Annotated in this window: 23 protein-coding genes; 11 read left to right on the top strand and 12 right to left on the bottom strand. The window is 65.6% G+C overall.

Features of this window, described 5'->3' with window-relative positions:
- Nucleotides 1-102: 102 nt before the first annotated feature.
- Nucleotides 103-915: a helix-turn-helix transcriptional regulator gene (locus ACWPWO_RS02785; protein ID WP_454004249.1), complete on the top strand. Its 813-nt coding sequence runs from the start codon at nucleotides 103-105 to the stop codon at nucleotides 913-915.
- Here the strand turns inward: ACWPWO_RS02785 and ACWPWO_RS02790 are convergent.
- The 4 genes from ACWPWO_RS02790 to ACWPWO_RS02805 all read right to left on the bottom strand — a co-directional run bounded on the left by ACWPWO_RS02790 (nucleotide 888) and on the right by ACWPWO_RS02805 (nucleotide 5375).
- Nucleotides 888-1604: an MgtC/SapB family protein gene (locus tag ACWPWO_RS02790; RefSeq protein WP_394063906.1), complete on the bottom strand. Its 717-nt coding sequence runs from the start codon at nucleotides 1602-1604 to the stop codon at nucleotides 888-890. The two genes, ACWPWO_RS02785 and ACWPWO_RS02790, sit on opposite strands and share 28 nt — an antisense overlap.
- A 91-nt stretch (nucleotides 1605-1695) precedes the next feature.
- Nucleotides 1696-3009 carry a ferredoxin reductase family protein gene (locus tag ACWPWO_RS02795; RefSeq protein WP_454004251.1) on the bottom strand — a complete coding sequence of 438 codons (1314 nt, stop codon included), beginning with the start codon at nucleotides 3007-3009 and terminating at the stop codon, nucleotides 1696-1698.
- Between the two features lie 194 nt (nucleotides 3010-3203).
- The gene (locus ACWPWO_RS02800) at nucleotides 3204-4364 is read right to left on the bottom strand and encodes an amidase (protein WP_394063910.1); all 1161 of its coding nucleotides are present in this window, start codon (nucleotides 4362-4364) and stop codon (nucleotides 3204-3206) included.
- Nucleotides 4365-4382: 18 nt separating this feature from the next.
- On the bottom strand, nucleotides 4383-5375 hold the full coding sequence (locus tag ACWPWO_RS02805) for a Bug family tripartite tricarboxylate transporter substrate binding protein (RefSeq protein WP_454004254.1): 993 nt from the start codon (nucleotides 5373-5375) through the stop codon (nucleotides 4383-4385).
- 156 nt (nucleotides 5376-5531) lie between these two features.
- On the opposite strand from ACWPWO_RS02805, the gene ACWPWO_RS02810 reads away from it, so the two are divergent.
- Nucleotides 5532-6434, top strand: coding sequence for a LysR substrate-binding domain-containing protein (locus ACWPWO_RS02810; RefSeq protein ID WP_454004256.1), 903 nt, complete (start codon nucleotides 5532-5534; stop codon nucleotides 6432-6434).
- Here the strand turns inward: ACWPWO_RS02810 and ACWPWO_RS02815 are convergent.
- Nucleotides 6417-7271, bottom strand: a complete 855-nt coding sequence (locus ACWPWO_RS02815) for an AraC family transcriptional regulator (protein WP_454004258.1) — start codon at nucleotides 7269-7271, stop codon at nucleotides 6417-6419. The two genes, ACWPWO_RS02810 and ACWPWO_RS02815, sit on opposite strands and share 18 nt — an antisense overlap.
- A 136-nt stretch (nucleotides 7272-7407) precedes the next feature.
- Here ACWPWO_RS02815 and ACWPWO_RS02820 point away from each other — a divergent pair, with 136 nt between their 5' ends.
- Nucleotides 7408-7947 (top strand): carboxymuconolactone decarboxylase family protein, encoded by a 540-nt coding sequence (locus ACWPWO_RS02820; protein ID WP_394063917.1) that lies wholly within the window; start codon nucleotides 7408-7410, stop codon nucleotides 7945-7947.
- Between the two features lie 82 nt (nucleotides 7948-8029).
- On the opposite strand, the gene ACWPWO_RS02825 is transcribed toward ACWPWO_RS02820, so the two are convergent.
- The gene (locus tag ACWPWO_RS02825) at nucleotides 8030-8701 is read right to left on the bottom strand and encodes a MipA/OmpV family protein (protein ID WP_454004260.1); all 672 of its coding nucleotides are present in this window, start codon (nucleotides 8699-8701) and stop codon (nucleotides 8030-8032) included.
- Nucleotides 8702-9015: 314 nt separating this feature from the next.
- Here ACWPWO_RS02825 and ACWPWO_RS02830 point away from each other — a divergent pair, with 314 nt between their 5' ends.
- The gene (locus ACWPWO_RS02830; protein WP_394063921.1) at nucleotides 9016-9405 is read left to right on the top strand and encodes a hypothetical protein; all 390 of its coding nucleotides are present in this window, start codon (nucleotides 9016-9018) and stop codon (nucleotides 9403-9405) included.
- A 13-nt stretch (nucleotides 9406-9418) separates the two neighbouring features.
- On the opposite strand, the gene ACWPWO_RS02835 is transcribed toward ACWPWO_RS02830, so the two are convergent.
- Together ACWPWO_RS02835 and ACWPWO_RS02840 are read right to left on the bottom strand one after the other, a co-directional pair.
- Complete coding sequence (locus ACWPWO_RS02835) at nucleotides 9419-9985, bottom strand: NADPH-dependent FMN reductase (RefSeq protein ID WP_454004262.1); 567 nt, start codon at nucleotides 9983-9985, stop codon at nucleotides 9419-9421.
- A 107-nt stretch (nucleotides 9986-10092) separates the two neighbouring features.
- Nucleotides 10093-10395, bottom strand: a complete 303-nt coding sequence (locus ACWPWO_RS02840) for a monooxygenase (protein WP_454004264.1) — start codon at nucleotides 10393-10395, stop codon at nucleotides 10093-10095.
- Between the two features lie 129 nt (nucleotides 10396-10524).
- Here ACWPWO_RS02840 and ACWPWO_RS02845 point away from each other — a divergent pair, with 129 nt between their 5' ends.
- The 6 genes from ACWPWO_RS02845 to ACWPWO_RS02870 all read left to right on the top strand — a co-directional run bounded on the left by ACWPWO_RS02845 (nucleotide 10525) and on the right by ACWPWO_RS02870 (nucleotide 18543).
- Nucleotides 10525-11121, top strand: a complete 597-nt coding sequence (locus tag ACWPWO_RS02845) for an NAD(P)H-dependent oxidoreductase (RefSeq protein WP_454004266.1) — start codon at nucleotides 10525-10527, stop codon at nucleotides 11119-11121.
- Nucleotides 11122-11166: 45 nt separating this feature from the next.
- Entirely contained in the window at nucleotides 11167-12051 is an 885-nt protein-coding gene (locus tag ACWPWO_RS02850; protein ID WP_394063929.1) for an EamA family transporter, read from the top strand.
- 94 nt (nucleotides 12052-12145) lie between these two features.
- Complete coding sequence (htpG, locus tag ACWPWO_RS02855; RefSeq protein ID WP_454004268.1) at nucleotides 12146-14050, top strand: molecular chaperone HtpG; 1905 nt, start codon at nucleotides 12146-12148, stop codon at nucleotides 14048-14050.
- Nucleotides 14051-14430: 380 nt separating this feature from the next.
- A complete protein-coding gene (locus tag ACWPWO_RS02860) occupies nucleotides 14431-16626 on the top strand; it encodes a TonB-dependent receptor (protein WP_454004270.1) in 2196 nt (731 codons plus the stop codon).
- 102 nt (nucleotides 16627-16728) lie between these two features.
- Nucleotides 16729-17409 carry a Fe2+-dependent dioxygenase gene (locus ACWPWO_RS02865; protein WP_454004272.1) on the top strand — a complete coding sequence of 227 codons (681 nt, stop codon included), beginning with the start codon at nucleotides 16729-16731 and terminating at the stop codon, nucleotides 17407-17409.
- Nucleotides 17410-17565: 156 nt separating this feature from the next.
- Nucleotides 17566-18543 (top strand): alpha-hydroxy acid oxidase, encoded by a 978-nt coding sequence (locus tag ACWPWO_RS02870; RefSeq protein ID WP_454006246.1) that lies wholly within the window; start codon nucleotides 17566-17568, stop codon nucleotides 18541-18543.
- Here ACWPWO_RS02870 and ampD read toward each other — a convergent pair.
- Genes ampD through ACWPWO_RS02885 form a run of 3 tightly spaced genes read right to left on the bottom strand, consistent with a single transcriptional unit; the run spans nucleotide 18531 to nucleotide 20238 of the window.
- Nucleotides 18531-19136: a 1,6-anhydro-N-acetylmuramyl-L-alanine amidase AmpD gene (gene ampD / locus ACWPWO_RS02875; RefSeq protein WP_454004274.1), complete on the bottom strand. Its 606-nt coding sequence runs from the start codon at nucleotides 19134-19136 to the stop codon at nucleotides 18531-18533. The genes ACWPWO_RS02870 and ampD overlap by 13 nt on opposite strands.
- Nucleotides 19137-19142: 6 nt before the next feature.
- Nucleotides 19143-19394 (bottom strand): PP0621 family protein, encoded by a 252-nt coding sequence (locus tag ACWPWO_RS02880; protein WP_454004276.1) that lies wholly within the window; start codon nucleotides 19392-19394, stop codon nucleotides 19143-19145.
- Complete coding sequence (locus tag ACWPWO_RS02885) at nucleotides 19387-20238, bottom strand: cytochrome C assembly family protein (RefSeq protein WP_454004278.1); 852 nt, start codon at nucleotides 20236-20238, stop codon at nucleotides 19387-19389. Before ACWPWO_RS02885 ends, ACWPWO_RS02880 begins: the two co-directional genes overlap by 8 nt.
- Nucleotides 20239-20341: 103 nt before the next feature.
- Here ACWPWO_RS02885 and ffh point away from each other — a divergent pair, with 103 nt between their 5' ends.
- A complete protein-coding gene (gene ffh / locus ACWPWO_RS02890; protein WP_454004280.1) occupies nucleotides 20342-21766 on the top strand; it encodes a signal recognition particle protein in 1425 nt (474 codons plus the stop codon).
- Nucleotides 21767-21834: 68 nt separating this feature from the next.
- On the opposite strand, the gene lysM is transcribed toward ffh, so the two are convergent.
- The gene (gene lysM / locus ACWPWO_RS02895) at nucleotides 21835-22278 is read right to left on the bottom strand and encodes a peptidoglycan-binding protein LysM (RefSeq protein ID WP_394063947.1); all 444 of its coding nucleotides are present in this window, start codon (nucleotides 22276-22278) and stop codon (nucleotides 21835-21837) included.
- Nucleotides 22279-22322: the final 44 nt, after the last annotated feature.

Here is a 22322-nt window from a genome sequence, read left to right on the forward strand (position 1 = left end):
GGAATTCCATTCTGGGAGAGCCTGATAGCTATTACAATTTACTTGTTTATGCTATTACTGAAAGTCACTCCCTGATTGTCCCCGCGCCATGGATCCCACTAGATGAGCAAGCCCCGAACCCGTCATGCCCTGGCCCAGTTCCTGCAGGCCCGGCGGCGCAGCCTGGAGCCGGCCGACTACGGCCTGCCGGTGGGCGCGCGCCGGCGCACGCCCGGCCTGCGCCGCGAGGAAGTGGCCGCATTGGCCGGCGTGGGCCTGGCCTGGTATACCTGGCTGGAGCAAGGGCGCGAGATCGGCGTGTCCGAAGCCTTCCTGGAGCGACTTGCCCAGGTTTTTCGTCTGGATGCGGCTGGACGGCGGCATCTGTTCCTGCTGGCCTGCCAGCGTCCGCCCGTGGAGTCCGCCAAGACCTGGTGCCAGGTGCCGCCTCTGGTGCAGCGCCTGATGCACGATCTGCATCCCCACCCCGCCTACATCCTGAACCTGCGTTGGGACGTGCTGGCCTGGAATCAGGCCGCCCAGGCCCTGTTCGATTTCGAGCGCCAGCCGGCCGGAAGGCGCAATCGCCTCTGGATGCTGTTCACCGACGATTTGACGCGCGAGCGCATGCAGGACAGGGACGAACAGTTGCAGAACCTGGTGGCCGGGTTCCGCCGCGATTTCGCGGCCGCCCAGCAGGCTCCCGATTTCGTCGAACTGGTCGCGGAGCTGGAGCGCGTATCACCGGAATTCAAGAGCCTGTGGCGCCAGCACGAGGTGCACCAGCCCTGCCACGGCAAGGCCTGGTTTCGCCTGGAGGGCGAGCCGGCGCGCCAGTACGAGCACACGACGCTGATCGTGGACCAGGACAAGCACTTGCGCCTGCAAGTCCACGTGCCGGTGGGCGATCACTCCGACGTGCTGGTCTCCCAGTAGACCTGCTGGATGGCGGGATGGGCGGACAGCAGGGCCTGCAGGCGGTCGCTGTCGCGCGGGTCTATGGACGTGGCCATCAGCGTGGCCTTGATCTCCACCAGCTCGTCGGCGAAGGGGCTGATTTCCAGTTCGCCCAGCGGGTAGTTTTCGTGCTCCAGCACTTCTTCCAGCGCCTGGGTGGCGGCCTGGCGCTGCGTCGCCGGCGTGATGATGTGGATGATGTGCGTGATTTCGCTGGCCTGGGCGTCCACCGGCATCCGGTTGATGCCGTTGACCACGGGGCGCAGCAAGGTATTGGCGGCCAGCACGAAAAGGGTGGCGAGCACGGCCTCCACGATCAGGTCCGCGCCCGCACAGGCGCCGATGGCGGCCGAGCCCCAGAGCGTGGCGGCCGTGTTCAGTCCGCGCACATGGCCTTCCTCGCGCATGATGACGCCCGCGCCCAGGAAGCCCACGCCCGACACCACATAAGCCACCACGCGCACGGCGCCGTCCGCACCGGCGATGCGAAAGGCCATGTCCACGAAAATGGCCGCGCCCACGCACACCAGCACATTGGTCCGCAGGCCGGCCGTGCGCTGGCGGTACTGCCGCTCGAAGCCCACGATGCCGCCCATCAGGAAGGCGACGGTCAGGCTGACCAGGGTGTTGAGGATCTCGTCCGGATTGATGGTCTGAAATGCGTGCATGGCGTCCTCCTGACGATGATCTGCGGCAGTCCGGACAGATAATAAGTCAGTTTGATGTCGTGTTCATGACCGTGCGCCGTCGCGCGGCGCCTCAGCGGAACTCGAAATGCTCCTTGTGCAGCGTCCAGGAACCCGGCGGCAGGGTTTGCTTGAGCGCCTGCTGCAACTGACGGCCCATGGCCGCCGGGCCGCAGAACCAGACGTGCAGCGGCTTGCCGGCCTGGAACAGCTTGAGGACTTCCTGCGCCGTCCAGCGGCGGCCTTCGGCATAGATGTCCAGGCGCACATCGGGATGGGCGGCGGCTGCATCTTTCAGGGCTTCGGCCAGGGGATCGTCGGGGCGCCGGCAGGCGTATTGCAGCCAGGCCTGGGGTGCGTGGCCGTCCTGGTGGACCTGTCCCAGCCAGGACAGGAAGGGCGTGGCGCCCACGCCCGCGCCTATCCAGACGTGCACGGCGCCGTCGTCATGGTCGGGAGGCACGAAGCGGCCGTAGGGCCCGTCCAGCTCCACGGCCTGTCCTGGCTGCAGGCGTCCGGGCAGGCCTCGCGTCCAGTCGCCCAGCTGCTTGATGTGGAAACGGACGGTGTGGTCGCCGCGGTCCGCGTCGGACAGGGTGAAGGGGTGGGATTCCTGATCGCCGGCCAGGCGCAGGAAGGCGAATTGCCCGGCCTGGTGTCCGGGCCAGGATTCATCCATGCGGCATTGCAGTTCCAGCACGTCGCCGCGCAGCGTACAGGACCGCACCGTGCCCGCATGAGGGTAGGCGGGCCGCAGGTCGCGCGCCAGCTGCACCAGCGCGGCGATCGTGCCGGCCGCCATGGTCAGCGCCAGCAGCCAGCCGCCCGGACCGCTCCAGTAGCCGGGCGGGGTCAGCACCACGCCGTGGAACACCAGCAGCAGATAGGCCAGAGGCATGAAGCGGTGCAGCCAGTACCAGCGCTTGTAGGAGACCGTGCGGCGCGCCAGCGTGATGATCAGCATCAGGATCAGGGCGTAGAAGGTCCATTCGCCCACGGTCTTGGCGTAGGGCTTGAGCAGGCTGACCCACTCGGGCACGGGCGTCTTGGCCAGCCTGCCCGTGGTGCCGATGGCGGCGGTGATCACGGGCTTGGACTGCTTGGCCAGCCAGTGGGCCAGGCTCAGGAGTATGGCGATGATTCCCAGCCACTTGTGCAGTCCGAAGGCCTTGTCCATGCCGCCCAGCCAGGGTTCCAGGCGGCGGGGGCGCAAGGCCAGGATCATGATGGCCGTCATGGCGCCCAGCGCCAGGATGCCGGTCAGCAGCATGCCTTCCTGGCGCATCACCCACAGTCCGTCTCCCGGCGGCGACGGGGACAGCCACAGGGCTTCCACGGCCCAGATCAGGAAGAAGGCGGATAGTACGAGAAGAATGGGGCGGCGCATGACAGGGATCCGGTTTGAACAGGAGGCCGGTCGCCGCAGGGCACGGGAGAAAGTAGGCGCACGCGCGCTGCAGCGGCCATGTCTTCAATGATAGAGCACTGCTTGCCGCTTGAAATGTTCGGGATTCAGGGTGTCTTGAGCAGGCTCAAGAAAGCGCCGATTTCCCGGCCCGCGCAGGGCCGGGGCAGGAGGGATCAGACCAGCAGCGTGGCCAGGTCCAGCAGGGCGCCGTCCTGCTGGGGGCGGCCTATCAGTTGCAGGCCCAGGGGAAGAGGGCCGTGCGGCGCCGGAGCGGGCAGGCTCAGGGTGGGCCAGCCCAGCAGCGACCAGGGGCGGTTCAGCACGGAGGAGCCGGTGCTGTGCAGGCCTTGCGGAGCGGGGCCGGGCGCGGCGGGCGTCAGCAGGGCGTCGTAGTCGCCGTAGCGTTGTTCCCATTCGCGCTGCAGAAGGCGGCGCCGGGCCTGCCAGTCGTGATAGTCCAGCGGATCCAGGGCCAGGCCCTTGCGCACCGCATCGACCGTCACCGGCCTCAGCGCGTCCGGCGCGGCCTGCCAGACGGGCAGCAGGCTGCGAGCCATTTCATAGAGCATGATGCGGCCGTGCAGCTCCAGCAATTCGTGCAGCTGGGGATCCGGCGCCAGGCGCTGGATCACCGCTCCTTGCCTCTCCAGATGCAGGCAGCCCTGGTCCAGGGCCTGCAGGGCGGCGGGCTCGATCGGCCCCAGTTCCTGTCCGCTCAGCACGGCGATGCGGGGCGAACGGGGCGCCACGGGCGCCGGCAAGGGCTGCAGCACCGATGCCACGCGCCGCAGCAGGGGCAGGTCGCGGCTGAAGCAGCCTATGGTGTCCAGGCTGTCGCACAGCAGGAACAGGCCGCCGCGATGCACGGCACCGAAGCTGGGCTTGTAGCCCAGCACGCCGGTGAAGGCTGCCGGACGCATCATGGAGCCGCCGGTCTGGGTGCCCAGCGCGAAGTCCGCCATGCCGGCGGCCACGGCGGCGGCCGAGCCGCTGGAGGAACCGCCCGGCGTGTGTTCGAGGTTCAGGGGATTGCGGGTCGGGCCGGGCGCCGCGTAGGCGAACTCGGCCGTGACGGTCTTGCCCAGGGGAACGGCGCCGGCCCGGCGCAGCAGGGCCACACAGGCGGCGTCGCGCTCGGCCGGCAGTGCATGGGGCAGCTTGGCGCCATAGCGCGTGGGCATGCCTTTAACGTCCATCACGTCCTTCACGCCGAAGGTGACGCCGGACAAGGGGCCGTCCGAGGAGCCGGGAAGGCGGTCGGCAGGCTCGGCCAGCCAGGCCCAGGCCTTGATGGCCTGGTCCTGGTCGGCCAGTGTTTGCTGCTTGGAAGTCATGAAGCTATGCCGGAACGCTTACTGGATGGATATGTTCTGCTCGGAGATCAGTTTCCCCCAGCGCTCGCTCTCCTGCTGGATGAATGCGGCGAATTCCTCCGGCGTTCCGCCCACGACTTCAGCGCCCTGCGATTCCACGATCTTGCGGTAGCTCTCGTCCTGCAAGGCTTGGTTGACGGCCTGGTTCAGCTTTTCCACGATGTCGGCGGGCAAGCCGGCGGGGGCCACCACGCCGAACCAGTTGGAGGCCACCAGGTCCACGCCCTGCTCCTTGAAGGTAGGCGTGTCGGGCAGGGCCTTGACGCGTTCTTCGGAGGTCACGCCCAGGATGCGCAGGCGCGGCGCGTCGGCCTGCATGTGCGGCAGGAACAGGCTGGCCAGCTCCAGGTAGAAGGAGATGTTGCCGGCCAGCAAGTCGTTGGAGGCGGGGGCGCCGCCGCGGTAGGGGACGTGCACGGCATCGAAGCCGGCGGTGCTCTTGAACTGTTCGGTCAGCAGGTGCGAGGCCCCGCCCGCGCCGGTGGAGGCGTAGTCCAGCTTGTTGGGGTTCTGCTTGCCGTCCTGGATCAGGTCGGCCAGCTTCTTGTAGGGCGAGGCGCTGTTCACGCCCAGCGCCAGGGCGCCGCGCTCGATCAGGGCGATGGGCTGCAGGTCCTGCTGCGGATCGAAAGGCAGGTTGCTGCCGTACAGGGCCTTGTTCACGGACATGGGGCCGAAGTTGCCCAGGCCTATCGTGTAGCCGTCGGGCTTGGCGCGGGCAATCATGCTGGTGCCGATGTTGCCGCTGGCGCCGGGCTTGTTTTCGACCACGATGGTCACGCCCAGCGTTTCGCTCATCTTCTGGGCCAGCTGGCGCGAACGGGTGTCGGAGCTGCCGCCCGCGGCGTAAGGCACCACGAAGGTGATGGGCTGCGATGGGTAGGCGGCCTGGGCCGAAGCGGCCGCGGGGGCGAGCAAGGCGGCCGACAGCAGGCCTGCCAGCCAAGCGGCGCGATGGGTGAATGGGATCATGTTCATCTCCTGCGATGGGCTGGTTTGCGCGTCATGGCGCGTCGGCCGGCCCCGTTGTTCATATGATTCAGGGGCCATGGTAGAGATGTAAAATTATGTTGTCTAATATTAAAAATAATCAAAATTGATATCTTAAAAGACTTAATTGGAGGCGATATGCTGGATTCGAAACTGGCAGACATGTTCATGGTGGCGGCCGAGGAATTGCACTTCGGCCGCGCCGCCCAGCGCCTGTTCATGACGCAGCCGCCGCTCAGCCAGGCCATCCGGCGTCTGGAAGAGCAGGTGGGCGCCACCTTGTTCATGCGCACCACCCGTTCGGTGCGCCTGACGGCCGCGGGCGAAGAACTGCAGCGCCGCCTGCGCCTGATCGGCGCCGAGCTGGAACAGACCGTGCAGGCCGTGCAGCAGGTTCATCGCGGCGAAACCGGCTTGTTGCGCATCGCCTTGACGCCCAGCAGCGCCTATGCGGGGGTCTCGCGGCACCTGTACTGTTTCCGCCAGGCCTATCCCCAAGTGGACATGCAGGTGCACGAGATGAATTCCAGCGACATGCCTGCCGCTTTGTACGAGCGGCGGGTGGACGTGGCCCTGATACGCCCGTCCTTCGCCGTGCCGGATCTGAATCCGCGACTGGTGGAATCCGAGCCCATGAGGTTCGTGCTGCGGCGCGACGATCCGCGCGCCGCGTTGCATGCGCAGGGGCTGACGCTGGCGCAGGCCTTCTCCTATGAACTGGTGTCATATTCGCGCCAGAAATCGCGTTACTTTCATCTGCTCTTGCAGCGCATGCTGCAGCGCTCCGGCTGCCTGCCCCGCTTCGTGCAGGAAAGTCTGGTGCCCACCGTGCTGACCCTGGTGGAGGCCGGCATCGCGCCCGCGCTGGTGCCGGCGTCGCTGGCGCGCCTGCGCACCGACACCCTGGTCTATCTGCCCCTGCTGGAGGCGGGCGATAGCGGGGCGGGGCTGATGTGCGCATGTGTCTGGGACAACCCCAATCCGGCAGTCGCCAATTTCCTGGCCGTGCTGGAGCGCAATCGATCAGCCCGTGCGGCGTGAAGCCATCCAGTCGCGGATGGACCGGCCCGTCTTCTGGCGGAACAGGCGCGAGAGCGCGGAGGGGTTGGCGTAGCCCAGGTCGATGGCGATGCGCTTGGCAGACTGGCCCTGTCCCAGCCGCTGGCAGGCCAGGGCCAGGCGCCACTGGGCCAGATAGTCGGCGGGCGTGTCGCCGACCCAGTGCTTGAACTGCGCGGCAAAAGCGCTGCGCGACAGGCCCGCTTCCCGGGCCAGGGACTGTACCGTCCAGTTGCGCCCGGGATCCGCCTGGATGGCAAGCAGGGCGCGCGCGACCGGCGGATGCGACAGCCCGCGGAACAGGCCCACGGGGATGGCGCAGCGGTCGGGATGGTCGAACAGCCAGCGCAGCAGCTGCAGCAGCACGATCTCGAACAGTCGGTCGGCCAGCAATCGGTGTCCGCAGCGCACGGACTCGGTTTCGGCGAACAGCAGCTCCAGCGCCTGCCGCAGGCCGGGAATGTCGTCCAGCGGCACCACGATCAGGTCGGGCAGGGAACGGGCCAGGGGATGCTGCTCGCCGCCGTCGAAGTCCAGCGTGGCGCAGGTGAAGTCCGAGCCGTCCTGCGGCGGGTTGTGGAAAGCGTGCTCCAGCGGGCGGGGGTAGAAGATCAGGCTGGGCCGCTCGATCCGCAGGGTCCGGGGCAAGGGATCGCGCGCATCATGGCGCACGGTGAGCTCGCCGCACCGCAGGATGTGCAGGAAGGCCCGGCCCGGCTGGGCGGCAAAGCGCGTCACGCCGCACAGGGGGCCGTTATGGAACAGGTGGGCGCGCACGCGGAATTGTTCCAGCAGCAGCGAGAGTCGGTCCAGATTCATGATGCCCCAGTCCTTGGATGGAAAGATAACTTCTATGGATGAATGTTATCCAATGGTCTCGAATTTGGCGAGACACTGTTTCCAGTCCATCCGGACGTCTTTCCGGGCCGCCGGCCCGCTTTACCAGGAGAACATCATGTCCCGTCTGTCTTTGCCCGAGCCCGCCCAGGCCCCTGCCGCCAGCCAGCCCGCCTTGCAGGATATCCAGAAAGCATTCGGCGCCGTGCCTGCCATGTTCCGCACGGTTTCCCTGTCGCCCGCCGCTCTGCGCAGCATGTGGGGCTCGTTCGGCGCGCTGGGCAGCGGCACCCTGGGCGCCAGGCTGGGCGAGCAACTGGCCGTGGCCATCGCCGACCGCAACCGGTGCGAATATTGCCTGGCTGCGCACACCGCCCTGGGCGGCAAGGCCGGGCTCAGCGAGGAAACGCTGGCCAAGGCCCAGAAAGGCCAGTCCGACGACCCGCGCACCGCGGCCGCGCTGGCCTTCGTGCTCAAGCTGGTCGACAAGCGCGGCCAGGTATCCGAGGCCGACGTGCAGGCCGTGCGCCAGGCCGGTTTCGATGAAGGCCAGGTGGTGGAGCTGATCGCCGTGACGGCGCTGAACCTGTTCACCAACTACGTGAACGTGGCGCTGGACGTGCCGGTGGACTTCAAGGCCGTGGAACTGACGGCCTGAACGCCATGTGGCTGCCCGCCCTGGCGCGGGCGGGCAGCCTTTTCGGGCGCAAATTGTCCTGCCGGGCCCGCGACGCCCAGGCTCAGAACTGATACGCAATGCTCAGCGAACCCACCGCGGCATTGCGTTTTTCCACCAGCGGGCTGTCCTTGGTCTTGCCGGCCAGCGATTGCATGCCCACGCTCAGGGAGGCGTTCCAGCGCGGGGCGAACTGATGGCTCAGGGTCGCCGACACTCCGTAAGAGCGCATGCCGCCTTTCAGTTCATAGGGAGTCAGCTTTCCGCCGCTGGCCATGGCCTCGGCCTGGGTCACGCCGAACCAGGTATTCATGGCTTTCTTGCTGCTCCAGTGGGCGTTGGCCTCGAAGCTCAGCGAGGTGTCGCCCGAGGCCGATTCCCAGACCTGGTAGGACAGGTCCAGCAGGGCGCCGCTGCCGGATTGGCGCTTGAAGGCCTGGTAATAGGTCAGGCCCACGCCGAAGCGGCCTATTTGATATTCCGTGAACACGCCGCCCACGCCGTGGTTCTTGATTTCCTCGGTGCCGAACAGGCGGTCGCCGTTTTTTTCCTTTCGCCCGCCCTGCAGGCCGACGAAGACGCCGGTCGTCCATTCCGGAGTGATGCTGTATTGCAGCCCGGCGGCCGGACCGTTGCCTTTGCCGCCGATGAACCAGTTCTCGCCGCTGATGCTCAGGACGGGGAAGGGGCTGAATTCGTACTTGCTGGCGCCTTCATATTTCGGGGCATAGCCCACGCCGGCGCCGAGGCTGAAATCGACCGCATGGGCCGCGCCGGCGCAGGAGGAGGCCAGCAGGGCGGCAAGGACTCGCAGGCGGGGCAGGGGGGGGGGGGGTGGTCACGAGACGTCATCCTATGGTTGATTCTGGAAAGCAGGAGGGCGTTGCAGATGAACGCAGGCTGAATGTAGCCAGCCGTCCGTGAAACAGCCGTCAAGGCTGCCGGCGCGCAGGCTGCGCCCGGCGCGCGCTTTGATTAGAATCAGTCCATAGGGGCCGTCAGGCCCGGATCGCCGTAAGCCCGTTTCGTCTTGTCCGGAGAGTGAGCATCATGCCTTTGCGCCAGCCCTGTCCTCCCGGCGCCTGTGAATGCCAGCGCGAACTGCTGCTGGAGCAGGCCGGCCAGGATATGCGCATCCTGCAATTGACGCGCGAAGAAGAAAAAAAGCTGCTGGCGCGGCTGGAAGCCCTGCGCAGCCTGGACGACCTGCGCCACATGCAGCAAAGGCTGAAGGATCTGTTGGGGGTGGAGCTGCGCGTGGAAATAGGCGCGGCGGAGGTGCGCACCGTGCGCGGCTTGACGATAGAGCTGCAGCCCATGCCGGGGCTGTGCCGCAAGACGCGGCAGACCGTGCCCGCCGCCGTGCGGCGCGGGCTGGAGGCCAATGTGCAGATCGTCTTCGATCTCCTGAACGAAAACGATCTGCTGGGCGGGCTTTAGGGCGTGAAGGACGTCAGCGGGACTGGAGCCGGCGGGTCCAGTGCTCCAGGGCCAGCAATTGCTTGCGGATGTAGCCTTCGGTGGCTTCGTCGTGCAGTTCGCCCTGGTCGTTGATCAGGTTCTGCGCGGTCGGAATCATGATTTCGGGCTGGTTCAGGGGATGCACGTTCAGGAAGACCAGGGTCTGGCGCAGGTGATACTGCGCCCGGGCCGTGCCCAGGCGCCCGGCGCTGGCGCCCATGATGGCCGCCGGCTTGTGGGCGAAGGGCTGGTCCGCGCCGCGCGAGGCCCAGTCGATGGCGTTCTTCAGCACGCCGGGCATGGAGTAGTTGTATTCGGGCGTGACGAACAGCAGCGCGTCGGCCTGGGCGATCTGCTGGCGCAGGCGCTGGACCGGTTCCGGAAAACCTTGCTGGAAGACGTCATCGTCGTACAGGGGGATGTCGCCGATCTGAGCATGGGTGAATTGCATGTGCTCGGGCGCCAGGCGTTCGGCGCAGCGCAGCAGGGCGGCATTGAAGGACTGCTTGCGCAGGCTGCCGCAAATTCCCAGGACCTTGATGGTTTCCAGTTGACTCATGATATGGACTCCGTGTCTATGGCGTGCAATGTGTGTGGGCGCATTGGTTTGTCTGCCGCGGGCGAAACGCCAGTGTATAGGGCGCGCGGCCGGACGTCACCGGGTGATCAGACCGGCCCGTGGTCGATGTCGCTCAGGGGCTGGTTGACGTCGAACAGGCGGCCGTCCACGCCGTCTATGCCGAAACTGTTCAGCCGCCGCGTGTGCATGTCCAGGTAGGCCAGGGCATTGGCCCGGTCGGTGAACAGGTAGACCCCGCCGGCCTTGCGTTCGGCCTGGTTCTCGGTCCAGATCTTCCAGATCAGGCCCGGCTCCCGGGCGATGGATTCGGCCAGCTCGCGCATGGCGGCGCTCATGTCCGCGCCCCAGGGGCCGGCGTAGGGAAAATCGACATACAGCAGCGTGCTCATACGTGCCTCCATTGAAAACAGATCCCATTCATCTTACTCTTGTCGGCTTGCGGCGGCAGCGTGCCGTCTTTACGCGGATTCGACGCGCCGTACAACAGACTGGATCCGGTTTTCAAGGAGCGTTGATCCATGCGTTGCCTGATCGTGCTGGCCCACCCCGTGCGGCATAGTCTCTGTCATCACCTTGCCGGCGTGGCGGCGGATGAACTGCGTCGCGGCGGCCACCGCGTGGACCTGCTGGATCTGTATGCGCATGGTTTCGATCCGGCGCTCAGCGCGATGGAGCGCGGCGCCTACTACAGCAAGGACGCGTCCGTGCAGCGAAACCATCTGCACCAGGGACTGTTCCAGGCCGAAGGCCTGGTGCTGTGCTTCCCGACCTGGTGGTTCGGCTTTCCCGCCATGCTCAAGGGCTGGTTCGACCGGGTCTGGAGCCCCGGCGTGGCCTTCGACCATGCCGACGACCTGGGCCCCATACGGCCGCGCCTGGAGAACCTGCGTCACGTTGCGGCCATCACCACGCTGGGCTCGGCCGGCTGGGTGGACCAATTGCTGATGCGCCAGCCCGTGCGCCGGGTCTTGCGCCGGGCGCTGCTGGGAGCGTGCGCGCCGCAGGCCCGGCTGGACTTTCTGTCCCTGTACCGCAGCGAAACGCTGACGCCCCGGCGGATCGGCGCATTCGAATCCCGGATCCGCCAGCGCCTGGAGCGGTGGCCTGCGGCCTGAAGGAGGCGTATAGTTTTCGTTTTGCCGTCGGCTTGCGAAAACTTCATGTCCTGGTCCGCTTTATTGCTGGTGATCGTCGCCGCGTTCATCCATGCGAGCTGGAATCTCCTGTCCAAGCGGGCCGCCTCGGCGGGGGCGCACTTCGTCTTCGCCTACTCGCTGTTCGCCATCCTGTTCTATTTCCCCGTCATGGTCTGGGTGCTCGTCACCCAGGGAAACATGCCCTGGAACACGGCCACGGTCGCCTGCCTGGTGCTCAGCTCCCTGCTTCACATGGGCTACAGCCTCAGCCTGCAGAAAGGCTATCAGGTGGCGGACCTGTCCGTGGTCTATCCCATCGCGCGCGGCACCGGGCCCATGCTGTCCTCGGTCGGCGCCTTCATCCTGCTGGGCGAGCCGGTGCGCCCGCTGGGCGTGCTGGGCATCCTGATGGTGGTGGCGGGCATCCTGCTGATCGCCACCCAGGGCCATTTGCGCCGCTTCCTGAATCCCGCCGCCTTGAAGGGCGTGCGCTGGGGCGTGCAGACCGGCCTGCTGATCGCCGGCTACACCGTGGTCGACGCCTATGGCGTCAAGGTGCTGCTGATCTCCCCCTTCCTGCTGGACTGGTTCAGCAATGTGCTGCGCGTGAGCATGCTCTCGCCCTATATCGCCCGGCAGGGACGGGCGGGCTTCGTCCGCCTCAAGCCTTATTGGAAGCTGGCCGCCGGCGTGGGGCTGCTCTCGCCCCTGTCCTACATCCTGGTGCTGCAGGCCCTGGGCATGGGCGCGCCGCTGTCCATGGTGGCCCCGGCCCGCGAGATGTCCATGATGGCCGGCGCCATCCTGGGCATGGTGGTGCTGCGCGAAAAGGTCAACGCCTGGCGCCTGCTGGGCTGCCTGGTCATGGTGGGCGGAGTGGTCGCCCTGACTTCCGGCCCTTCCGCCTGAGTCCCCCTCTTGAAATACCGCGCCCCGCCCCTATCTGCCTGAGATAGGGCGCGCTGAAGGCGCGTGGCATTCAACCATTCTTTGCTTCATCACCATGAGCCAGACCGACACTGCGAATATGTCCGAAACCCTGGGTTTCCAGGCTGAAGTCAAACAGCTGTTGCACCTGATGATCCACTCGCTGTACAGCAACAAGGAAATCTTCCTGCGCGAGCTGGTATCCAATGCGTCCGACGCCTGCGACAAGCTGCGCTTCGAAGCCCTCGACAATCCCGCCCTGCTGCAGGGCGACGCCGAGCTGCGCATCCGCGTGGATTTCGACAAGGAACAGCGCACCATCACCATCGCCGACAACGGCATCGGCATGTCGCGCGAGGAAGCCATCGCCAACCTGGGCACCATTGCGCGTTCGGGTACCAAGGAATTCTTTTCCCAGCTGACCGGCGACAAGCAGAAGGACACCCAGCTCATCGGCCAGTTCGGCGTGGGCTTCTATTCGTCCTTCATCGTGGCCGACAAGGTCTCCGTGCTGACGCGCCGCGCCGGCCAGGACCAGGAAGCCGTGCTGTGGGAGTCGACCGGGGAAGGCGAATTCACCATTGCCGCCGCGGAAAAAGCCGAGCGCGGCACCACCATCACCCTGCACCTGCGCGAGGGCGAGGATGATTTCCTGGACGGCTGGCGCCTGCGCAGCGTGCTGCGCCGCTATTCCGACCACATTTCCCTGCCCGTGCAGATGCGCAAGGAAGAATGGGACGAGGACAAGAAGGAGCAGGTCAAGGGGGACGAGTGGGAAAGCGTCAACCAGGCAAGCGCCCTGTGGACGCGATCCAAGTCCGAGATCACCGACGAGCAGTACCAGGAGTTCTACAAGCACATCGCCCACGACTACGACAATCCCCTGGCCTGGACGCATAACCGCGTCGAAGGCCGCAGCGAATACACCCAGTTGCTGTTCGTGCCCAAGCATGCGCCTTTCGACTTGTGGGACCGGGACGCGCGCCGCGGCGTGAAGCTGTACGTCAAGCGCGTCTTCATCATGGACGACGCCGAACAACTGCTGCCCGCCTACCTGCGCTTCGTGCGCGGGGTCATCGATTCGGCCGACCTGCCGCTGAACGTGTCGCGCGAAATCCTCCAGGAAAGCCGTGACGTGCGCGCCATCCGCGAAGGCAGCGCCAAGCGCGTTCTGTCCCTGCTGGAAGACCTGGCGGAGAACCAGCCCGAACAGTACGCCGAATTCTGGAGCCAGTTCGGCCAGGTCCTCAAGGAAGGCACGGGCGAGGACCTGGGCAACCAGGCGCGCATCGCCGCCTTGCTGCGCTTTGCCTCCACGCACCAGGAGGGCTCGGCCCAGACCGTGTCCTTTGCCGATTACATAGGCCGCATGAAGGAAGGCCAGGACAAGATCTACTACGTCACGGCCGATTCCTTCGCCGCCGCCGCGAACAGCCCGCACCTGGAAGTGTTCCGCAAGAAAGGCATCGAAGTGCTGCTGATGTCCGACCGCGTGGACGAATGGATGCTGTCCTACCTGCGCGAATTCGAGGGCAAGCCCCTGGTGTCCGTGGCCAAGGGCGGCCTGGACCTGGACGCGTTGGCCGACGAAGAGGAAAAGAAGCATCAGGCCGAAGTGGCCGAGACCTTCAAGCCTCTGGTGGAGCGCCTGCAGGCCTCCCTGGGCGAGAAGGTCAAGGAAGTACGCATCACGGCGCGTCTGGTGGATTCGCCCGCCTGCGTGGTGGTGGATGCCAACGAGCTCAGCCCGCACCTGCTGCGCATGCTGCAGGCGGCCGGCCAGCAGGCGCCGGAGGTCAAGCCCATACTGGAGATCAACCCCGACCATGAACTGATCGCCAAAGTGCAGGCTGCCGACGACGCCCAGTTCGACGAATGGGCCTTGTTGCTGCTGGAGCAGGCCATGCTGGCTGAAGGCGCATCCCTGCAGGATCCCGCCAGCTTCGTCAAGCGCGTCAATCGACTGCTGCTGAACCTGTAAAGCCCCTTCCGTCTTGACGGGCCAGGCCCCGCTTCCTGAAAAGGGAGCGGGGCTTTTCCATGCTTGCGTGACAGGAGGACGCCGTGTTCAAGTGCTCAGCCCCTTCATCGCAGGGTTTGGAATTGACAAGGAACAAGAGTCGTTTTCATACGTATTTTGATGCGTATCCGCAACATTTTCAGATAAGAAGCAGCTTTCAAATGCCTGAATTCAGGAAAACGTCAATTTCTGCTTGGGTTCGATAATAAGAATGATTAACATTAGCGTCGCTAATACCAACCACACGCTTTAGACGCAAACATCTTCCATCACCCGGCTTTCGGCGTGTAAGGGGAGAGCTTTTGCCTTTAAAAAGCGGTATACCTATCCCGGAGCTGGTGATGTCTTTTATCTCTGCCCAGCCGCCTCGCCGATTTGCCGAGACGGTCTTGTCCGCTGCTCTTTTCACGGCCCTGGCCAGCCCCGCCCTGGCCCAATCCGCCGACCCCGGCGTGACCGAACTGAAATCCATCCGTGTGCAGGGTTCCTCCGGCGCCAACGATATTGACGGCTTCCAGGCCCACAAGGCGCAATCGGTCAAGTTTTCCGAGTCCTTGCTGAACACGCCGCGCTCCATCACCGTGATTCCCGAAGAGGTCATCAAGGACCGCGGCGCCACGTCCCTGCAGGATGTGCTGCGCACGACGCCCGGCATCACGCTGGGTTCCGGCGAGGGCGGCACGCCCGTGGGCGACCGCCCCTTCATTCGCGGCTACGAAGCCAGTACCGACATCTTCATCGACGGCGTGCGCGACTACGCGCGCGCCTCGCACGACACCTTCAACCTGGAGTCCGTGGAAGCCCTCAAGGGGCCCAGCTCGGCCTTTACCGGGCGCGGCGGCACCGGCGGCAGCCTGAACCTGGTTACGAAAACTCCCAAGCTGAAGGACTTCTTCGAAGTGCAGGCAGGCTACGGCACCTCCGACCAGCACCGGTTCACGGCCGACGGCAACTACGCCTTTTCCGAAACGGGCGCCATCCGCCTGAACCTGATGCGCATGGGCGGGGACGTTCCCGGCCGCGACGGCGTCAAGATCGATCGCTGGGGCATCGCGCCTTCCATCGCTTTCGGCCTGGGCACGCCGACCCGCGTCACCCTGTCCTATTCCCGACTGGAGAACAAGGACATGCCGGACCTGGGCTTCCCGTTCAAGAATGCCGCCAATCCCGGCCGCGTCACGCCCCTGGAGGCGGACCGTGACAATTTCTACGGCCGCCGCAATGTGGACTTCCGCAAGTACACCGCGGATACCGCCTCGGCGGATATCGAGCACGACCTGAACGACCGCTTCACCGTGCGCAACGTGACGCGTTACAGCAAGACGCTGAACCACTACCTGATGACGCGCCCGTCCTTCGACAATTGCACGGCCGCTTCGGGCGGCGCCTGCGCGACCGAAGGCGAAGGCCTGCAGTTCCGCCGCGACGACCGCCTGAACTATCGCGTGTCCGAATCCCTGGTCAACCAGACCGACATCTACGGCAGCTTCAATACGGGTTCGCTCAAGCATGACATCGTGGCCGGCGTGGAATTCAGCAAGGAGGAAATCTTCAACAAGGCCATGACGGGCGGCCCGGGCCGCGACACGGATTCCTTCTACAACCCGAACCCCAACCGCGATTACAGCTACTCCCTGCAATACGGCCCCAAGACCAAGACCGGCGACATAAAAACGCGTTCGGCCTATGTCTTTGACACCATCACCATCAATGACCAGTGGATGGTGAACGGCGGCCTGCGTTTTGATCGTTTCGAAGCGGACAATACGAAGGACTCGCGCAAGGACGACATGTGGAACTACCAGTTGGGCGTGGTGTACAAGCCGGCGCCCAATGGATCCATCTACCTGAGCTACGGCACTTCGTCCAATCCGACCGGCGAGAACCTGGGGCAGGCGGGCGGCGCTGACGGCCCTGCGGGGGGAGCAGCCATACGCGAGCTGAAGCCTGAGCGCAGCCAGAGTTGGGAGCTGGGCACCAAGTGGGACGTGGCGGACGAGAAACTGTCCCTGACGGCGGCCATCTTCCAGACCGACAAGAAGGATGCGCGCTCCACCGACCCGCTGACGGGCGATGTGTCCCTGAGCGGCAGCAACCGGGTGCGCGGCCTGGAACTGGGCGCGGCCGGCGCCATCACGCCCAAGTGGAACCTCTGGGCCGGCTATACCTACCTGGATCCCAAGATCAAGAAGTACCGCAATGGCGCCAACGTCTATGACGGCAATCAGATGAAGTTCATCGCCAAGCAGAGCTTCAACGTCTGGACGACCTACAAGGTCCTGCCCGAGCTGACGCTGGGCGCGGGCGCCACGTATGTGGGCAAGCGCTTCGTGGACGACGCCAATGAGTTGAAGCTGCCGTCCTACTGGCGTTACGATGCCATGGCGCGCTACGACGTGAACAAGAACATCGCCTTGCAGTTCAATGTGAACAACATCAGCAACGTGCGCATGTATGATGCTTCCCACGTCGGCATTTTCGCCAACGTGGGCCCCGGCCGCTCCTATATGCTGAATGCGACCTACCGCTTCGAGTAAGCACGTCGTTTCGATGTAGAGCGGGACGGGCCGCCCTTCGGGGCGGCCCGTCCTTTTTCGGGCCGGCCAAGGCCTTTTTCATATTTGTCCTGCCGGTGCCCCATGCTGATCACCCGCCCCGATGTCCTGAACGCCGAACAACTGCGCGAATGCCGCCAGGCGCTGGAGCAGGCGCAGTGGGAGGATGGGCGCAAGACGGCGGGCTACCTGGCCCAGCAGAGCAAGAGCAACCTGCAGTTGCCGCTGGATCATCCCATGGCCCGCCAGATGGGCGAATTCCTGATGCATGTGCTCGGCCAGCACAGCGGCTTCATCGCCGCCGCCCTGCCGCTGCGCATGCTGCCGCCGCGCTTCAACCGCTACGAGGGCGGGGGACAGTACGGCAATCACATCGACAACGCCATCTTCACCGTGCCGGGCACCAGCCAGCGCTTGCGCACGGACGTGTCCGCGACGCTGTTCTTCAGCGACCCGGACGAATACGAAGGCGGCGAGCTGATCATCGAAGACGTCTACGCAAGCCAGTCGGTCAAGCTGCCCGCCGGGCACATGGTGGTCTACCCGGGCACCAGCCTGCACCGTGTCGAGCCGGTCACCAAAGGTACGCGCTACGCGTCCTTCTTCTGGACGCAGAGCATGGTGCGCCACGCGCATCAGCGCAAGCTGCTCTGGGAGCTGGACCAAAGCATCCAGCAACTGGCCGGGCAGGGGGCCGACCCGCAGGAGCTGTCCCGCCTGACCGGCATCTACCATAATCTGCTGCGCGAATGGAGCGACGTCTGATCCACTGGAGCCTGAAGACCATGCCGCAAGACCGTCTCCCGCCTCTGGCCAGCATACCCGCCGACATCGCCAGCCTGGCCGACTACGAACCTTAGTGCCCGCGAGCGCAGGGCGCGAGGCGCGTGGGCTTACATCAGCGGCGGTGCGGCCGACGAGCTGACTGTGCGGGACAATCTGGACAGTTACCGTCGCTGGAAGCTGTGGCCGGCGGCGTTGGGCCAGTTCGACCAGCCCTCGACGCGGCTGGAGCTGCTGGGCCAGAGCCTGGCCTACCCCATTCTGCTCGCCCCCGTGGCCTATCAGCGCCTGGCGCACCCGCAAGGCGAGCTGGCCAGCGTGCTGGGGGCGGGCGCCATGGGCGCGGTCAGCATCATCAGCATGGAAGCCAGCCATTCCTTCGAGGATATCGCCGCCCATGCCCACGCGCCCTTGTGGGCGCAGTGGTACTGGCACGCGGATCGCGATTTCATGCTGGAGCTGCTGCGCAGGGTGGAGGCGGCAGGCTACCGGGCGCTGGTGTTCACGGTGGATGCCGCCGTCAACGGCGTGCGCAATCGCGAGCAGCGCGCCGGCTTCGCCTTGCCGCCGGATGTCGAGGCCGTGAATCTGCGCGGCGCCGGCACGCTGGGCGCGGTGCTGGGCGCGGCCGGCAGCAGCCCGCTGTTCGGCAGCGGCCTGCTGGATCTGGCTCCGACCTGGGATGATCTGGCCTGGCTGGCGCGGGAAAGCCGCCTGCCGGTGCTGGTCAAGGGTGTGATGCGGCCCAGGGACGCCGTACGGGCGCTGGAGAGCGGCGCGGCGGGCGTGGTGGTGTCCAATCACGGCGGCCGCAACCTGGATGGCGTGCCCACGGCCCTGGATGTGCTGGCGCAGGTGTGTCAAGCCGTCCAGGGGCGCGCGCCGGTCCTGATGGACGGCGGCATACGGCGCGGGACGGATGTGCTCAAGGCCCTGGCGTTGGGCGCCAAGGCGGTGCTGGTGGGCCGGCCTTATGTCTACGGCCTGGCGGCCGCGGGCGCGGCCGGGGTGGCTCATGTCCTGCACATTCTGCGGGCGGAGCTGGAGGTGGCCATGGCCTTGACGGGGTGCAACGACCTGGCGGCCATCGGGCCGGATGTGCTTTACCGGTCCTGAGCGTCCTCGGGCAGGGCGGCCGCCGGCCAGCCGTGCTCGCGCGCCAGGCGGCGCCAGTCGAAATGCGGGCCGGGGTCGGTCTTGCGGCCGGGCGCGATGTGTTCGTGGCCGCGCACGTGGCGCAGGCTGTGGCGCATGCGCAGGGCGCGGCTCAGGCGCGCCAGTTCCCGGTATTGCGCTTCCGTGAAGGGCACGAAATCGCTGCCTTCCAGCTCTATGCCGATGGAAAAATCATTGCAGCGTTCGCGATCCTGGAAACGGGAGACGCCGGCGTGCCAGGCGCGCCGCGTGGTGGGCACGAACTGGATGATGTGGCCGTTGCGCTGGATCAGGAAGTGCGCCGACACTTTCAGCTCGCGTATGTTCTCGAACCAGGGATGAGCGCTGAAGTCCAGGCGGTTCTGGAAGAAGTCGCGGATGTAGGGGCCGCCGAATTCGTTGGGCGGCAGGCTGATGTTGTGCAGCACGAGCAGCGTCGGGGCGTCGCCTTCGGGCCGCTCGTCGTGGTTGGGCGAGAGTGCGCGCGTCACGTTGGCGTGGGGCATCAGCCAGCCCTGCCGGTCCAGGTCGTAGGCGTGGTGCATGCGGGCCATGGCGTTCTATTGACGCGGACCGCGCTTGGCATGCTCCAGGCTGCACCAGGTGTGATGGTTGCTCATCAGTGCTTCGGAGCGGGGCAGGTGTATGCCGCAGTGGGCGCAGCGCACCATGGGTTCGGTGCCGCCGCGCGCGCGCGGCGGGCGCATGGCGGGGCTGGGCGGGTTCTTCTTGCGGGCCCTGCTTTGCGACACGATGCGGGCAATGATCATGCCCGCCAGAATGACGATCACCCAGAATAACGCTTTACCCAATTGTCCCTCGCTGCAGAATCACTTCCAGCACGAAACGGCTGCCCGTGTAGGCCAGGAGCAGGAAGGCAAAGCCTGCCAGCGTCCAGCGCAAGGCGATGCGGCCGCGCCATCCGTACTGTTTTCGTCCCCATAATAAGCCACCAAATGTAACCCAGGACAGCAGGGTGAAGATGGTTTTGTGGTCTGCAGGCAGCAATTTGCCGTCCACGGCCAGGGAAACGGCGGCGCCGCTGAGGATGGTCAGGGTCAGGATGAAGAAGGAGACGCGGATCAGGCGAAACAGCAGTTCTTCCTGGACCAGCAGGGGCGGCATGGTGTCCAGGGCGCGGCTGAGCAGGCCGCGATGCTCTTCCTGCTGGATGGGGCGGTGCAGCTGGCGGTCCAGCGCGGTCATCAGGATGGCGTGCAGGGCGGCCACCGTGCTCAGGCCGTAGGCCACCAGGGCGATCATCAGGTGGATGCGCAGCCACTCGTTGCCGGCATGGTTGACGATGTGGCCTTGCGGAAAAGCAATGGCCAGCAGGCTGACCACCGTGGCCGCAGGCAGTAGAATCAGTAGCAGGCTGTCCAGCCGCAGATACAGGCTCTGGAACCAGAAGACCACCATGCCCAGCCAGATGGCGGCCGACAGCGCCAGCGCCCAGCTCAGGTGCAGGCCGTGCGGCAGCACGATGGTCAGCAGCAGGCCCGCGCCGTGCACGATGATGGCGCACAGCAGCGCGACCCGGCTGGGCGCATTCAGCGCCGTGCGGGCGCTGCCTTGTGTCAGCGGACGCCACAGCGAGATCGAAAGCACGATGTATGCCAGCGCGGCGAGCAAGTGAAATACAATACTTGCAGACATAAGTCCCGGATTTCCTGAAAGACAGTACGGGGCGTACCCCAAGCGGCCATTTTATTCTTATTCGTAGACCACACGATAACCTAGTTTAAGCGAACCCACCCCTATGTTTGAAAATCTGACCCAGCGTATGTCCCGCGTGGTGAAAACCATGCGCGGACAGGCTCGCCTGACCGAGTCCAACACCCAGGACATGCTGCGGGAAGTCCGCCTGGCCCTGCTGGAGGCCGATGTGGCGCTGCCCGTGGTGCGCGACTTCGTGGCGCGGGTCAAGGAGAAGGCGCTGGGCCTGGAGGTGGCCGACAGCCTGAACCCCGGCCAGGCGCTGGTGGGCGTGGTCCACCAGGAGCTGACCGCCCTGATGGGCGGGGACCTGGGCGAGGCCGCCAGCGAACTGTCGCTGGCCGCGCAGCCCCCGGCCGTCATCCTGATGGCGGGCCTGCAGGGCGCCGGCAAGACCACCACCACCGGCAAGCTGGCCAAGTGGCTGTCCGAAGGCGGGCACATCCAGCATGGCCGCAAGACGGGCAAGAAAAAGGTGCTGGTGGTCAGCGCCGACGTGTATCGTCCGGCCGCCATCGAACAGCTCAAGACCGTGGCGGGCCAGGTCGGCGTGGAGTTCCTGCCGTCCGACCCCAGCCAGAAGCCCGAGGATATCGCCCGCAACGCGCTGGACCATGCCAAGCGCCACCACTTCGACGTGCTGATCGTCGACACGGCCGGCCGCCTGGGCGTGGACGAGGCCATGATGCGCGAAATCCGCGCCCTGTACGATCTGCTGACTCCCATCGAGACCTTGTTCGTGGTCGACGCCATGCAGGGCCAGGACGCGGTCAATGTGGCCAAGGCCTTTGCGGACGCACTGCCGCTGACCGGCGTGGTGCTGACCAAGCTGGACGGCGACGCGCGCGGCGGTGCAGCCCTGTCGGTGCGCCACGTCGCGGGCAAGCCCCTGAAGTTCGTGGGCGTGTCCGAGAAACTGGACGGCCTGGAGCCCTTCCACCCCGAGCGCATGGCCCAGCGCGTGCTGGGCATGGGTGACATCGTGTCCCTGGTGGAGCAGGCCCAGCGCAATATCGACATTGCCGAAGCCCAGAAGATCACCGACAAGATCAAGTCCGGCGACAAGTTCGACCTGAACGATTTCCGCGACCAGCTGCAGCAGGTCAAGAAGCTGGGCGACATGGGCTCCCTGCTGGAGAAGCTGCCCGCCCAGTTCTCCCAGGCGGCCGCCCAGTTGCAGGGCGGGCAGGCCGAACAGCAGCTGCGCCGCACCGAAGGCATCCTGAATTCCATGACGCCAGCCGAACGCGCCAAGCCCGAGCTGCTCAAGGCATCGCGCAAGCGCCGCATCGCCGCCGGCTCGGGCGTCACGGTGCAGGAGGTCAATCGCCTGCTCAACCAGTTCGAGCAGATGCAGGGCATGATGAAGCAGATGAAGAAAGGCGGCATGGCCAAGATGATGCGCGGCCTGGGCGGCATGGGTGCGCTCAAGGGCCTGGCCAAGAACGGCTTCAAGGGTTTTCGCTGACCCATAGACGCCCTGATGAAAAAACGCCCGCGACCGCGGGCGTTTTTGCTGCTGGCGAACAAGTGGTCTTACAGCGCGGGGATGCGCAGCACCTGGCCGGGGTAGATCTTGTCGGGATGGCTCAGCATGGGCTTGTTGGCCTCGAAGATCACGTTGTACTTGGCGCCGTTGGCCTTGCCGTAGTGCGCTTCGGCGATCTTCCACAGGGTGTCGCCCTTTTGCACGGTGTACATGGTGGCTTCGGGGGCGGGCTGCGCGACGCTCAACTGGTTGTCCACCTGGGAGACGCCCAGCGTGTTGCCCAGGGCCAGTACGATTTTCTCGGCCTGTTCCGTCGAGGCCGCCTGGCCGCTGACGGTGACCTTGTCGCCGTCCACGGCGATGTTCAGACCTTCAGCGGACAGTTGGTGCTTGTCCAGTTCTTTCCGGAGTTCGTCGGCGGTGGCGGCCTTGGCTTCGTTGGCGCCGAAAATCTTTTCACCGACTTCTTTTAGAAAACTGAATACGCCCATTGTTCTGCTCCTAAGTAAGGGTGGTGTCTGACCGGCCGCCTGTC

Source organism: Alcaligenes sp. Marseille-Q7550 (genome assembly GCF_965112015.1).